9 protein-coding genes and 1 pseudogene are annotated in these 15,261 nt (G+C 43.1%); 3 read left to right on the forward strand and 7 right to left on the reverse strand.

Translation table 11 applies throughout. The annotated features are described in order from the left end of the window. Positions 1 to 1,209: PAS domain-containing sensor histidine kinase (locus CAG57_RS14200; RefSeq protein WP_161439543.1), on the forward strand; the 1,209-nt coding region annotated here is incomplete at its 5' end. A gap of 149 nt (positions 1,210 to 1,358) precedes the next feature. On the opposite strand, the gene CAG57_RS14205 is transcribed toward CAG57_RS14200, so the two are convergent. The 5 genes from CAG57_RS14205 to CAG57_RS14220 form a co-directional block, all read right to left on the reverse strand. Beyond that, the gene (locus tag CAG57_RS14205; protein ID WP_161433850.1) at positions 1,359 to 2,909 is read right to left on the reverse strand and encodes a DUF3369 domain-containing protein; all 1,551 of its coding nucleotides are present in this window, start codon (positions 2,907 to 2,909) and stop codon (positions 1,359 to 1,361) included. Positions 2,910 to 3,240: 331 nt separating this feature from the next. Next, on the reverse strand, positions 3,241 to 4,143 hold the full coding sequence (gene secF / locus CAG57_RS14210; protein WP_161428247.1) for a protein translocase subunit SecF: 903 nt from the start codon (positions 4,141 to 4,143) through the stop codon (positions 3,241 to 3,243). A gap of 2 nt (positions 4,144 to 4,145) precedes the next feature. Continuing rightward, positions 4,146 to 5,972, reverse strand: coding sequence for a protein translocase subunit SecD (secD, locus tag CAG57_RS14215; RefSeq protein ID WP_161428246.1), 1,827 nt, complete (start codon positions 5,970 to 5,972; stop codon positions 4,146 to 4,148). Between the two features lie 67 nt (positions 5,973 to 6,039). Continuing rightward, a complete protein-coding gene (locus CAG57_RS16075; protein ID WP_099611106.1) occupies positions 6,040 to 6,513 on the reverse strand; it encodes a hypothetical protein in 474 nt (157 codons plus the stop codon). A gap of 137 nt (positions 6,514 to 6,650) precedes the next feature. Next, positions 6,651 to 7,325 carry a hypothetical protein gene (locus tag CAG57_RS14220; RefSeq protein WP_161433852.1) on the reverse strand — a complete coding sequence of 225 codons (675 nt, stop codon included), beginning with the start codon at positions 7,323 to 7,325 and terminating at the stop codon, positions 6,651 to 6,653. Positions 7,326 to 7,959: 634 nt separating this feature from the next. Here CAG57_RS14220 and glgC point away from each other — a divergent pair. Beyond that, a pseudogene (gene glgC, locus CAG57_RS14225) lies at positions 7,960 to 9,180 on the forward strand (glucose-1-phosphate adenylyltransferase); the annotation flags it as partial. Between the two features lie 66 nt (positions 9,181 to 9,246). Here glgC and CAG57_RS14230 read toward each other — a convergent pair. Next, positions 9,247 to 12,381: a chitinase C-terminal domain-containing protein gene (locus tag CAG57_RS14230; RefSeq protein ID WP_161427805.1), complete on the reverse strand. Its 3,135-nt coding sequence runs from the start codon at positions 12,379 to 12,381 to the stop codon at positions 9,247 to 9,249. Between the two features lie 590 nt (positions 12,382 to 12,971). Beyond that, positions 12,972 to 13,862: an AraC family transcriptional regulator gene (locus tag CAG57_RS14235; RefSeq protein WP_099611333.1), complete on the reverse strand. Its 891-nt coding sequence runs from the start codon at positions 13,860 to 13,862 to the stop codon at positions 12,972 to 12,974. A gap of 194 nt (positions 13,863 to 14,056) precedes the next feature. Here CAG57_RS14235 and CAG57_RS14240 point away from each other — a divergent pair, with 194 nt between their 5' ends. Next, entirely contained in the window at positions 14,057 to 15,205 is a 1,149-nt protein-coding gene (locus CAG57_RS14240) for an iron-containing alcohol dehydrogenase (RefSeq protein WP_161427312.1), read from the forward strand. Positions 15,206 to 15,261 lie beyond the last annotated feature (56 nt).

The raw sequence follows: 15,261 nt of genomic DNA on the forward strand, positions 1-15,261 counted from the left end.
ATAAGAAAAGAAAAAGATCGTCTCAATGACTTTACACAAGTCTCATCAGATTGGTTATGGGAAACAGATTGTGACGGTATGCTTGTCTTTGCTTCTGATAGCATGAAAAAAACACTACAAATGGATAGTAATGAGACTGTGTCTTTATTTGATATTTGTAAAAAATTTAATTTTAATCATTTAGAGGAAAACTTAAAGAAAAATAAACCCTTTAATTTATGTGAAGAAAAATTAGCCAGTGACAATATATCTGGGTCTCTTATCCTTATTTTTCAAGCTGTAATAAAAAATGATATCAATCATCAATTTTTAGGTTATCGAGGAACCGCGATTGACGTCACTGATCTCTATTTGGCGCAACATCAACTTAAAGAAATTAATCAAAATTTAGAGAAAAAAGTGACAGAACGCACCTTGGAATTAAAGCATAATCTAGAACAATTACAAAAAGCACAAACTCAACTCATTGAAACTGAAAAGTTAGCTGCATTAGGTAGTTTGGTGGCTGGCGTAGCACACGAAGTTAACACACCTCTCGGTGTTGCTGTTACCTCTAACTCAATTATTCAAGAAACGATTAATGACTTAAAAAGTCAATTTGAAACACAAACCCTTACTGCCGATCAGTTCAGCATACTGATAAACGAAATACAAGATGCAACTCAACTTCAAGAACATAATCTTAATCGCGCAGCCAAATTAATCAAAGATTTCAAACAAACCGCGGTTGATCAAGTTTCGGAGGTTAAAACTGAATATGTTATTTTCCAAGTTTTACAATCATTAATTAATAGTTTGCATTCTGAAACTAAAAAAGTTCCGGTTAGCCCCAAGCTTGATGGCGATCATCATCTAGTAATGTATGGTTTCCCTGGTATTCTTAGCCAAATATTTTCGAATTTAATTATGAATAGCATAAAGCATGCATTTAATATGCAAAAATCACCAGAAATATCGATCCGATTTTATCAAGAAGATAATGAGATCATCTTTATTTATCAAGATAATGGTTCCGGTGTAGCGCCTAAATTACATGAAAAGATTTTCGAACCATTCTATACAACACAACGCGCTCAAGGTGGCTCAGGGCTTGGGTTAAATATTGTTTATAACTTGATTAAAAAACAGTTAAAAGGTGACCTTAAATTTGACTCGGATATCGATCAAGGAGTGACTTACACCATTATATTGCCAAAATTATTATCTTAATTGTTTCTGTTTATATCCAAACAACTTGGAGTTGCAGGTAGGCGGCAAGTGAGTGAATCCCCATGAGCATAGACAGGCTATGTGATTGGGGTGGATGAACCTAGCCAACACTGCTACACCTTCAAGTAAGAAGAGCATCGATTGATGATTCAATCAGGATATTTATCTCTGATTGCAACAAACTCAGACCAATGTTCGATTAATAGATCAACGAGTAACGGCTCAAAATGTAGCCCTTTTTGTTTCACTATTTCAGTTTTAATATCGTCTTCAGACCAAGGCTCTTTATAACTACGCTTCGATCCTAACGCATCAAAAACATCCGCTAACGCAGTAATACGTCCACTAATAGGAATGCCTTGACCTTGCAAGCCATTTGGATAACCACTTCCATCCCATTTCTCATGATGCGTTCCTGCAATTTCTTTCGCTTTAATAATCAGTGGCCGGGTCGATTTACTGAGGATTTGCACGCCATAGTCCACATGTTTTTTCATTATTTCCCATTCATCAGCATCGAGCTTAGCGGGTTTATGTAAAATAGCATCAGGAATTGCAACTTTACCAATATCATGCAATGGTGAAGCATGTTGAATCATATAAGCTTCTTCTTCAGGTAATCCATACAATAAAGCGAGCTTTTCACAAAATAAGGAAACCCGCTGTACATGTGCTCCGGTTTCTTTGCTTCGAGCCTCAACCGCATTGGCTAAATTATGCACTAATTCACGGGAGGTTTCTCTGATATCAAGCTGCAAATTTAAATTATTAAAAGTCAAAGCGATATTTTGCATATAAATATCAAGTAAGTTTTTTGAGGCCTCATCTAAGGGTTCAATAAGATTAATATAAAGTAAATTCTCGTAGCCTCGGCTATCTAGCATATACAGTAGTGTTGCATCAGGATACGTTTGCGATTTTTTTTCCTTTAATACATCTTGGCATCGCTCAGCGACAAGTTTAGGTAAGTGATTAAAATTACACTCTGTATGTAAATCGACAAAACCACCAATAGCGGCAAGAGTTAAAGATGAAGCGCTATTGCTATCGTAAGAAGGTTTTACAACACAATAAAAACCGGATGCCGGTAAATGCAACAAGGAAGTCAATTGATGCAGAACCGCCTCGGCATAGTTTTTTAAGGTGGTAGTATTCTGAACATTGGCGGATGCTTCGATGACCCTTTTTAGCCCTTGTTTTTGCTCCTCAATCAGGCATAAATCACGATAAGCACGTAGCATAGAATACATTAAGGTACGTAATTTTTGAGTCGTCAATTCGGTTTTTTCTTTATAATCATCAATATCATATTGTTGAATGACTTTATCTTCCGGAGCTTGCCCAGCTTGGCCGGTCCGAAGTACTAAGCGGATATTATGATTATGATGAGAGTTACGAATATACTCAACTAACTCTAGGCCCGCATGCTCGGTTTCCATCACCACGTCAATCAACGCTAAAGCAATATCAGTATGGTCATCGAGTATTTTTTTTGCTTCTAGGCCAGACATTGCCGACAGTAATTCCAACTTTCGATGTTGAAATGTAAATCCCCTCAAGGCCATTTTGGTGACCAAATGAACTTGTTCATCATCATCGACTAACAGCACTTTCCAAGGCTTCAAAGCATATTTGAACGTGGTACCGTTTTCGGGATTATCCTCGGGAAGAGCTGGCTTAGTATCGGCAAAAAAATCCATAAATTTGGGCACTTAAATGATTTCACTTACTATAGTTGTAATACAAAAAGTACCATCTATACAACTTTCTGTATCCAAAATTGCTAACAGCTAATCAGATTTTTATGGTGAATCGCTCAGGTGACAACTTGATGACATTGAGGTGCATATCCATCATTTGTCACTCCATTCATGCATTAATAATCTATACCCAAACAACTTGGCGTTGCAGGTAGGCAGCAAGTGAGTGAATCGCCATGAGCATAGGCAAGCTATGGACTCTCGGCATGACTGACTTGCTCCCTCTACAACTCCTTGCTGTTTGAATATGCTTACATCAGTGACTTGCGTGTTACGGTGCCATATCCACTTCAACGGGCAAATAATGCTTTGGCTCTAAATGCAGCCACTCTGGCAAGACCGTACCAATCGAAATCGATGACCATGTCCCAGAAATAATGCCAATAAACATCGCAATGGCAAACCCTTCCAAAGGTTCCCCTCCCATCATCCATAACGCCGCCACGGTCAACAGTGTCGTCCCTGAGGTGACCATTGTGCGTGAGAAAGTCGCAATAACAGCTTGATCGTTAATCATGGCTGTTGGGCTTGTTTGTTTGGCTATCAAGAGTTCGCGGATCCGATCAGCAATAATAATCGAATCATTCAATGAATAGCCTAAAATGGCCAGTATTGCGGCAAATACCGTTAGATTAAATTCCATTTGTGTGATGGCAAAAAATCCGAGCACTAGCACAACATCATGGGCTAGGGCAAATAACGCACCGCTCGCTAATCGCCATTCAAAACGGAAGGACAGATAGCCTAAAATCGCTAAACAACAAATCAATAATGCTAATGCCCCTTGATCAACGAGGTCATCCCCCACTTGTGAGCCAACCATACTGTTACTAATCACTTGTACTGAAGAGGAGACCGTTTTGAGCAGCGCTTGTATATCTGGAGTGGTCTGAGATACCTCTATAAGTGGATAGCGAATCACCCAGCGTCCTTCTTCTCCTGACGGAGTGATCAGGGTTGAATCACCCAACACGGGCTTAACGACCTTAAGCAATTGCTCATGAGTGAGTGTTTTTTCGATCTTGACTTCGGTGACCATTCCGCCAGTAAAGTCGAGACCAAGATTTAAGCCTTTGATTAGAAATGCGCTTAAAGCCAGCAGTGTCAGAGCGATGGAAACAAAACTGGTGATATATCGAATTCGGCGAATGTGTGTTTTTAAATAGTTCAGCATGATTAAACCCTCACATCTCGGCGAGTATCTCGCCCCCAAACTAAATTAATTAGTGCCCTTGATGCAAAGACCCCAGTAAACATGCTCGTAAGCAACCCTAATCCAAGTGTGAGTGCAAATCCTTGAATCGGCCCATTACCAATACAGTACAACACGACCGCTGTAATCATGGTCGTAATATTGGCATCTAAAATGGTACTCAATGCACTACTAAATCCGCTATCGATCGCTTGGGCGAAACTTCGCCCTTCAGTTAATTTATCTCGAATACGTTCAAAAATAAGGACATTGGTATCTACCGCCATTCCGACCGTTAGCACCAATCCTGCAATGCCAGGTAAGGTTAAAACCGCTCCCGGTAGCAGTGCGATCAACCCAAGTAAGCAACCCATGTTGGTAATCAATGCGACGTTGGCAATCCAACCTAGGCGACGATACCACAATGCCATAAACGTCAGCGTCATCGCCATACCGAGGGCTAATGCAGCAAAACCATTTGCAATATTTTCCGCTCCGAGTGATGCACCGATCGTCCTTTCTTCCACAATAGTCACGGGCGCGGTTAATGAACCCGCACGAAGTAAAAGCGCAAGTTGTTGAGCTTCTTGATTAGAGCCCGCTCCCGTAATTCTAAATTGGCTGCCTAGCTGGGATTGAATCGTCGCCACGCTGATCACTCGTTCACTACGTTCGGTTTCCCCGCGCGCATTGGTTTTATATTCTCGATACACCGTCGCCATTGGTTTACCAATATGTTTTGCGGAAAAATCACTCATCACTTTTCCACCCGTGTGATCGAGCGAAATATTGACTTCCGAAAAGCCCATTTTATCCATCCCTGCACGGGCATTAATAATATGATCGCCGGTTAAGACGGGACGTTTATTTAAAATAACAGCGTGTCCGGCGTTATCATTTAAGATGATATCTTCTCGGGAAGCGATCGTTTTTACTTCATAAAACGCGAGACTTGCGGTAGCGCCAATCACATTTTTTGCTTGGGACGGATCTTGTACGCCAGGGAGTTCGATACGAATGCTATGCTCACCTTGACGCTGAACAAGTGCTTCTGTAATCCCCAGTTCTTCAATACGATCACGCATGATCTTTAAATTTTGTTGTAAAGTCGCGGATTGAAAGTCCAGTTTATTTTGTTGGCTCGGCTGAACCGTCACTCGATTTGACGCAACCTTGACTTCCCATCCCGCATAGTTTTCTTTAACAAACTTTTGGATTTTACTCAGTGAGGCATTGGAATTGACTGACACCATAAATCCATCATTTCCAACAGGCTGAATACTAGCCCCTCGAATCGATTCATTACGCAGCATATCGCGTAATTCATCGGTTAGCGCATCACGCTGCTCTTGAAAAGCCTTATCCACATCAACATTCAGGAGGAATTGCACTCCACCACGTAGATCTAACCCTAATTTAATTGGATGAAATCCTAACTCGCTCAGCCATCTCGGTGCCATTGAGACATAAGAAAAAGTAATACTTTCTCCTTCTTTAATCATGGGATCCAAAACTTGGCGAGCTTGCGCTTGTTCGGTCTCGTTACTAAAAACCAAAGTCAATGTATTCTCTTGTTGACGGATCTCTTGTGCCTGAAGCCCTTTTTCTTTAAGTATCCGGTTAAGGTTAACTATATTATTTAGTTGCTGGTTAGCGGATGAATATTGAATCTGAATCGATGGTTGTTCACCATACCAAGTCGGGATGGCACTTAAGATCAAGATAGCAACCGTCACCACCAGAATCAGGTATTTCCACATCGAATAATGATTGATTAGACGAGCGGATGCTTTACTACTTTTTTTCTGCATAACTCTCTCCTCGAGCTGAACGTCGAGTTAAAATAAATAAGAAGTGACAAGGTCACTGATAGAGAAATTAGACAGTAAAAAATTGGCTGTTAAGCGCCACATACATGGCATTAGTTTCTTTCCAACCGGAAAGACGATAGGAGGTATGAAAATGTTGATAGGGTGTAGCCAATAATGCAGCCGAGATTAATCGACATGAACCATTCAGGCAAGGAACGACATCTAATCCAGAGCCATCAATATCGCTGTCTTCATCGTCTTGCCAGAGCGTTTCACCCACACTCCAACGTGAAGAATAGATAATACCATGCTGCTGCGTCAGTTGAGGTATTTCAGTGATAGGAGAAGAAATCCCCTCCGATAAAGACTTTTCTGTTTTAGAATCAAGCTGCAATGGATTAAATAAAACAGATGCAGACTGCTCTATTTCACTGCTTATCGGTTGACCAAGTGGTGTATTGGATGCAGCAGAAAGGCTCTGCATAGGCAGCAGCGCACTTATTAACACCAACCAAAACAGACCCGTCAAACGACTAACCATAACAACACCACAAAAACAGACTGGCTCAGTTTAGGGCCGGGTGTGCAAGTACTCAAGTAAAATCTTTGCACTCAAGATAAAATCACTACTATTTTCGTTTAAGTCACTGTAAATCAATCATAACGCCCGTTACGGGTTTACTGATAAAAAATATCCCCACTTTGTACATTCAAATAAATTTTATTCGATTGATTTAAACCACCGCAATAGACAAAATAAACATCTCTATCTTGATAACGTACCGATCGAATCCACCCGCCTAACTCTTTAAAATCGACTGGAGAACACGAACCATCGGTTAACAGTTGCTCTGTTTTTTCAATAAATATTTCTTCAAATAAATCTAAATCATCGGAATCAGCAATATAGCTTAGTACGGTGTTATACCGTTCTTCAGCGGTAATACTCGGTGCTTGCTCACTCAACCCTTGTAAAGGGATCCATTCGGCGACCTCTGGCCCGCCATCTTGATAAACAAAATAGGGAGAAATCCGCCCCCAACCCGATTTCTTTTCATAAAGATAAACTTTTTCACCGCGATACAATAAACGATGAACAAATGCATTTATTTCCGGCGACTCACGAACCCCTATCGTTGTTGCGTCGACATAATAATCCATCACTTCAGGTAAAATAGGTACGTTCAGATCGTCACTCTGAGCCTTGGTTTCCTCTAACAGCATCGGGTCATCTTTCGGCAAATTTTCCTTCTGGGCCAGCTCATGCTGAGGTTTATAATAAAACAGGTAATAACCTGCACCAGCACCTGCTAGCCCCAACATTAGAATGAAGAGCATGAGTGTTTTTTTCATGATGGCCCGCTCCCTATCTGAGTAAACAATCCGTTACCGTTATAGTGCTCCATCGGCAGCCTACCCCCTTCTGACTTGCCGCCTACCGACAACACCAAGTCGTTTAGGTATAGCTCCTCTTTTTATAACGACCTTGATCCAATGAACTTTAACTGAGGAACTTTCACTGATGAACTTTAACTATAGTTGAAACGACAGCCAGGTTAAGCATGGGGCCCCATAACATAGCCAATCTACGTTGATCGGCACTCATTCACTGGCCGTCTACGACAATACCAGCTCATTTGACGGTAACCATTGGGCTTGAGAACTTATCTTATTAAGCCGATAATTTTGAAGCTAACCCTATATCATAACTAGAATTTACAATGTAAATTGTTATTCGTCATCTAAATATAAACTCACTTCCACGCTCTTTTCACTTTTGCACTTATGCTGTGCAAATGCCACTCTCATTGCACCTTACTTGGATGCCAACACTTTTGTGCTACCCGTCATTTTTGCTCAAGCTGGCCTCTATTTTTCTTATAACTGGCTAATATCAAATATAATAAGATCGAAAAACACATTCTGCGCCGATAACTTGGCGCAAAACTTGTACAGTTAAACCAGCGATTGCACAAAAACAGGGAGAGATAAGATGCAAGAAACGTTAGCCATTGTACTAGCCGGAGGTGTCGGCTCACGCTTATCACCTCTGACCGATAATCGAACAAAACCCGCCGTTCCTTTCGGTGGCAAATATCGCATCATTGACTTTACTCTCACCAATTGCCTGCATTCAGGGCTACGGCGGATTTTGGTTCTCACCCAGTACAAATCTCATTCACTGCAAAAACACCTGCGTGATGGATGGTCAATTTTTAATCCTGAGCTAGGCGAATATGTCACTGCAGTTCCACCTCAAATGCGCAAAGGTGGAAAATGGTATGAAGGAACCGCCGATGCGCTTTATCACAATATGTGGTTACTTTCTCGCAGTGATGCGAAATACGTTGTTGTTCTTTCTGGCGACCACATCTATCGAATGGATTATGCGGCAATGCTTGAGGAACATATTGAAAATAAAGCAATTTTAACAATTGCCTCAATGAAAGTTAGCCAACCCGAGGCGCACGCTTTTGGGGTGCTCGCGATAGATCATCACCATCGAGTTCACAACTTTGTAGAAAAACCAATACAACCGGCCAGCCTGCCGGATGATCCTGATCACAGCTTAGTATCCATGGGAGTCTATATTTTTAATATGGCAACACTGCAGCAAGCTCTCATTGACGATGCCGCTTTAGATTCATCAAGTCACGACTTTGGGCATGATATTATCCCTAAGCTCATACCAACCGAACGGGTGTTTGCTTATTCTTTTGGCAATGAAAAAGGCCGAGTAGCAAAAGACTGTTACTGGCGCGATGTCGGCACGTTAGATTCATTTTACCAAGCAAATATGGATTTGCTCGATCCTGTACCGCCAATGAATCTTTATCAAAAAAACTGGGCTATTCGTACTTATGAACCTCAATTACCGCCAGCCAGAACGGTATCTTCGGCAACAGGAAATGAAGGCATTTTTATTAATTCCATGATCGCCAGCGGAGTAATTAATTCTGGCGGTTCTGTACAACGTTCGATTATTTCCTCTGGTGTACGGATTAATGATGGCGCAACGGTAATGGACAGCATTTTATTTGATGGTGTAGAAGTTGGAGCAGGATGCCAATTAGTACGTTGTATTATTGATAAACAAGTTAAAATCCCGCCACATACGCACATTGGCGTCAACCCTAACGAGGATAAACAACGTTTTACCCTTTCGGATAAAGGCATTGTTATCGTTCCAGAAAATTATCAGTTTTGAGCAATGTTCATGACCAAAAGACCGCATAAAAGCGGTCTTTTTAGTAAGATTGCCTCGCTTAGCGGTTTACGGACAAGTCACTTCAGTCCAAAACCAGTTGCTCTGAGTGGGTGATTCCCATACTCCCGGGTTATTTTGAGCAATGAAACATTTATTGTTATACAGTACCGTCGTGCCATTAGCGACTTGGCCCACTCCCGGCTGCCATTGAATAACCGTACCGGGCTGAGTCTCGCCACCATCAGCTGGGTTATCTTCCCCAGTTCCGGACGAAAGATCGGCAAGAGGAAGATCTGGCTGTTCTGATTTAAAAGCATACTCTACCCCATTAATACGCACGGTATAATTAGCCGGCCCAGAAATCGGTAAATAATAAACCATATCCAATTCATAGCTTGCTCCGGCGGGTAACGCTTTCCATGTCGGTAATGAGAACGCGACTCGGTGCATCGTGCCATCAAGCCCACCAATATTATCAGCACGAGTATGACCAGATGCGATGACAGACAGTCCGCCACCCGATTGATCTTTCGCATTGTCAGGCGCTGAAACAGGAATATCGAACTGGAACTCAGTGCCCCCCGGAAGATCAACCGCCGTCTGGTTAGTAAACGTTAATGTCGGATTGATAGGATAGTTTTGATCGCCCACTTTAAAGCCATCAATCGAAACACCAATATCAACCGCTTCTAACGGTGTGGCTCCAGTCGCTAATTTATTGCCGTAAGGTGAGGCCGACTTAAATTTATCGAACATGGCTTTAGTCATGGTATTCCCCATATGATATTCACCATGACCACTGGCACAAGCTCGCTCTGACAGATCCACTTCGGTACGTTGACCATTTTCATCAAGAATATAGCAGTTATAGTCACCAGCTAGTTCCCAGAACATAATGCCGCCGATCTCTTTATCGATGACATAATCCGCTTTGATATCAATTGACTGCTGATCTTCTGTGGATAGGAATACACGTTTGTCAGCGTTCCATAGCCAAGGCGCAACAGCTACGCTATCAAAATGGCGTTGATATTGACCAACCCAAGGTGCATTGTCTGGATTAAGCCCATAAGCGGCTAGGTACGAACCCCAAATACCTTTTTCAAGGTTTTTCGCATGCCACATGGGGTTAGAACCGGCTCCCATTTCATTGCCATTTACGTCTAAGTCATGCCACATGTTCTCTAAACCGGTGGCACCATATCCGCAATTATTTTTTTCACCTTCCCCAGTTCCGGCTGGGCATTCGCTTTGATTTGGCAATGCCGCCCGTCCCCAAAGCCCATTTTCACCGCCCGTTACTCCTTGCCAGCCACGGGTATAATAAGGCACACCAATATTAATCCGGCCTGCGGGCATGGAGCCGCGGAAGTAGTGGAAAGCCCAGTCGGTATTGAGATAACCAATGCCGCCATATTGAGAGGTGGTATAAACGCCCCATTGCGCTAGCTCTGAGTCCTTGCCTGTATCATAAAGTGCAGCGTTATGACCGACATGATCATTCCATGCTCCGTGCAAGTCATAACTCATGATATTGACGTAATCGAGATACTTGGTGACTTCCATGGTTTCCATGCCGCGCAATAGATAAGCTGACGAAGGGGCGGCAATGGTTAACATATAATGAACCCCATCTTGTTCACTGGCGACATCTAACCGCTCACGTAATACACGCATCAGTTCATGATAGGATCGCATTAAATGAGGGCGACGAGACTCCGCAAAATCTTTATCATCTGGATTGCCCGCTCCGGCCATCGATGTGGGATATTCATAATCAATGTCGAGTCCATCAAAACGATACTGACGCATCATTTGAATGGCAGAATCAACAAAGGTTGCTATCGCTTGATGATTAATCGAGCCATCGGCATTGGTTGTCATGGTATAAAAACCACCGTCTGCTACGCGCTGGCCATTGTCATCAAAATGCCCGCCGGTTTCAGCCCAACCGCCGATCGAGATCAACGTCTTCACTCCATAACGTTCTTTATAGGTTGCCAACGCACCAAAATGGCCTTTAAACCCTAATGCAGGATCAACCTCAACGCCATCCCACTCTTTCCCTACCGCAGGATTTTCTGGGTCATTCACATTGCCAATGTTAACTTTACCATCAGAGCCAATACTGACAAAAGCGTAGTTAATATGGGTTAGATGCTGCCAAGGAATGTCTTTAACCAAGTACGAGGTTTGTGGATCATCACCAGAGCGCCAACTGGTAAAGTAACCAATCACACGTCTTGGTTGGCCTCCAGCCATGATTTCACGCCCCTCCTCATCATAAATCGTACAATAAGGAACGTTTACCCCTTCGGTTTGATATAATCCATCCGGTCGACAAGTACTAGCGACTGGCGCACGCTTGACTGTCAACGTCATTGAGGCTGAAGTGCTCACCGCCCCGTGATCATCGGTCGCTTTCGCTAACACGGCTAAAGCACCCGCACGTTCAGCGGTATAATCATACGTATAAGGCGCTTCAGTTAAGCTTGCAACAAGGCTTCCGCCGACAAAAAATTCCACTTTCTCGACTTGTCCATCCGCATCATCTGCATCGGCAGAGAGCGTCACCACTTCACCTTGCTCAATCGTATTGGTAGATAAAGCAATCTCTACTGTTGGTGCTTGATTACCCGGTTGTGATGATGCTTCAACATCAACCGTCACGCTGCTGGCTTCACTAGCAAGATCTTTATTATCATAAGCAATGGCACTAATGGTATGTAAGCCACCAATAGCCAGCCATGTAGCCTGATAAGGCGCTTGTGTCGCGCGCTCTACAACCACGCCGTCGACCAGAAAATCAACTCGTGCAATCTCGCCATCAGTGTCGCTAGCGTCGGCCGCCAGTTTCACCGCTTGGTTTACGACAATCGATAGGCTAGCGGAAGGAGAAGTCAAAGAAACGGTTGGAGCAAAATTGCTAACCTCTCCGGTTGCACAAGTATCTAGGATCCGCCACTGAGCATGATCACCCGAAAATTGGTCTGGACTGTTATTTTGCGTCCAATAATTGGCTTGATAAACGATACCTTGGTACTGAACTTGGTCACCACCGTGATACACCGTGCCAGACTGCCAAGGGTTTAAATTTTCGCAATCCATGGCGGCATAGCTGTTAAACGCCATTAAACACGATGCGGTGAGCGTGCTAAGCGTCAATACACTCTTAGGCACGGTTGCTTGCTTTAAGCGCATAATATTTTCCTTAAGTTGTTGTTTCCACGTTATTAAAACCATCAGTCCTTACTCTGACAGTGTTAAATTTTGTGTAATACCACTGTAGAACAGCGCCACAATTTGGCATCTGATAATGTGTAAAACTTAAGAATCACTCGCAAACTACAGCCACGAATCAACAATGATCACAGGTTAATTTGGCAGCAAACACTAACTTATTGATGATAAAGTCAGCAAAAAAAATGCCCGTTATAAAAACGAGCAATAAATATAAGCATATATACCCAAATAACTTGGCGTTGCAGGTCGGCAAGTCAGTGACAAATTTGTCTGGAACAAATTTGAACAGCCGTAGGCTGGCCTTTGATGAGAGCCACGAATGGCTCTCATACCCCTTGCGCATAGACAGGCTATGGGATTGGGGTAAACGAACGTAGCCACCCCCCTGCAACTTCAAGTAGGAAGAGTATAAACAATGCCTATAGGGGGAAAGCCATTATCAAATAAGAGTAAGAAAACAAAAAGAGTAAATGTCTTGCTTTCTCTTTCCTCTTTTGCCTCAACAGTTCAGCACGCGCTGTACCATTCATCCTGACGAACGATCAGAATCACACATGAGGTAACGTGCCTCGCGGAGTTTGATTAAAATGACGTTTATACTCACGGCTAAACTGTGACGGACTGGTGTATCCAACCAGCCGAGCGGCATCACTGACTCTTTTTCCCTCCACTTGAATCAGCTCCTTTGCCTTATTCAGACGAACTTTTTTAAGATATTGCAAAGGAGAGGCTAAGGTAACATCACGAAAAGCTTGATGGAAAGCAGAAACACTCATGCTCGCCTCTTCCGCTAAAGTATGTACCGTCAGACGAGTAGCGTAATCTCGATGCACGCGGCTTAATGCTTTGGCAATGCGTGCATAATGTCCTTCTTGGTGAGCCAACTCAAAAAGCACATGCCCCTCCGAACTGGTTAGAGCACGAAAGACCATCTCTTCTAACAAAGAAGCGCCTAATAGTTGAGCTTCTAAACCGTTTAATAAAGCAGCAATCAGCCTTTTACTACTGGCCAGCATCGCGTCATTCATTTTTACGCATTGGAGACCGCATGCGTTATCTCTTGAGTTGGCATTAGGCTCAAAGCCATACTGCTCAAGCGCGGCCACCTGTTTGAGCAACAAGGAATGATCAATATCTATCGTTAGCCCTAATAGTGGCTGATTGTTTTTTGCTATCGCCTCGCATTCCAAAGGCATTGGAACCCCTACCACCAAATAATCGTTTGGGCCATACTCCACTGAAGTCGCTCCCAAGTGAACCTGCTTATAACCTTGCCCGAGAATAATAATGCCGGATTGATAAATAAAAGGCTGTCGTTCATTACCTTGACGACTTCGGTAAAACCATACCCCCGGTATCGCAGTTTCAATGCATCCCTCAAGTTGTTCAAGTTGGTATTTTTCCACATATCGTTGCATTAACGATGCAAGATCGTCCATATCAACATCTTGCGTCATTCTCCACCTCCTATTGAGGATATTGTAGGAATAGGCAATAAATTTACAGGAATTGCGCTATAAGTACGACCATTACTCGACTATTATGCATATAACAATCACATCCCCACCATCATTACAATCCGAATTAACGGTCGCTCTCTGGGTGGTTATCCTAACAATAAGAGGTAAAAGGAATGAAATTTACTTATGTTAATCCGACTCGAATTTATTTTGGTCAGCAACAGATTGCAGCAATAGAACATGCCATTGCACAAGATAAAAAAGTACTGGTCATTTATGGTGGCGGGTCGATTAAACGTAACGGTGTATATGATCAAGTCGTCGATGCACTGAAACATCATACTTGGTTAGAATTTTCTGGCGTGGAAGCAAATCCAACAAAAGAAACTTTGGATAAAGCGATTACTCTCGCTAAACAACAAGATATCGACTTTATCCTTGCGGTTGGTGGTGGTTCGGTCATTGATGGTGCAAAATATGTTGCCGCCGCCGCTAAATATGACGGTGACGGCTGGGATATTATGCTGGGTAAACATACGGTCATCGATGCAACGCCAATCGGCGTAATTTTAACGCTGCCAGCCACAGGCTCAGAGTCCAACTCTGGCGCAGTGATTACCAAAGCAGAAACCGCGGACAAGCTGGCATTTTTATCGCCACATGTGCAACCTCAATTTGCCGTCATGGATCCGGATGTGATGAAAACACTCCCCGATCGGCAGCTGATTAATGGCTTAGTGGATGCTTGGGTTCACACTTGCGAACAATATCTGACGATGCCAACTCAAGCCATGGTTCAAGAGGGCTATGCCGAGGTGTTACTGAAAAATTTATTAATACTGGGTCGCGACTTTTCCAAGCGCGATGATGACGCATGGCGCGCCAATTTAATGTGGACAGCAAACCAAGCATTGAACGGCTTAATTGGTAGTGGTGTACCACAAGACTGGGCAACCCATATGATAGGCCATGAATTAACGGCGTTATGGCATGTTGATCACGCTCGCTCACTTGCCATTATTCAGCCTTCTTTATTGCGTAACCAATTAGCGGTAAAAAAAGCCAAATTAGAGCAAATGGGGCAACATGTTTTTAGCCTCACTCCCGGAGAAGATCTCGCCCTTCGTACCATTGATGCCATCGAAGCGTTTTATCATCAGTTAGGCGTCGACACTCAATTCTCTGCACCGAATGTAACCCGTGAACAAGCCGTGGAAATGGTCATTAATCAGTTGCAAGCTCACGGCATGGTTGCCCTTGGCGAGCATCAAGCCATTCAATTACAGCAATCACGAGAGATTCTTTCTCAAGCATTGGTCTAAATTTTCTTCCGAGCGGCGCGAAAGCGCTGCTCTATATCTCGCCCTAAACAGCCCTT

Origin of the sequence: Vibrio sp. V30_P3S12P165 (genome assembly GCF_009904905.1) — a bacterium.
GTDB classification, from domain to species: Bacteria; Pseudomonadota; Gammaproteobacteria; order Enterobacterales; family Vibrionaceae; genus Vibrio; species Vibrio fujianensis.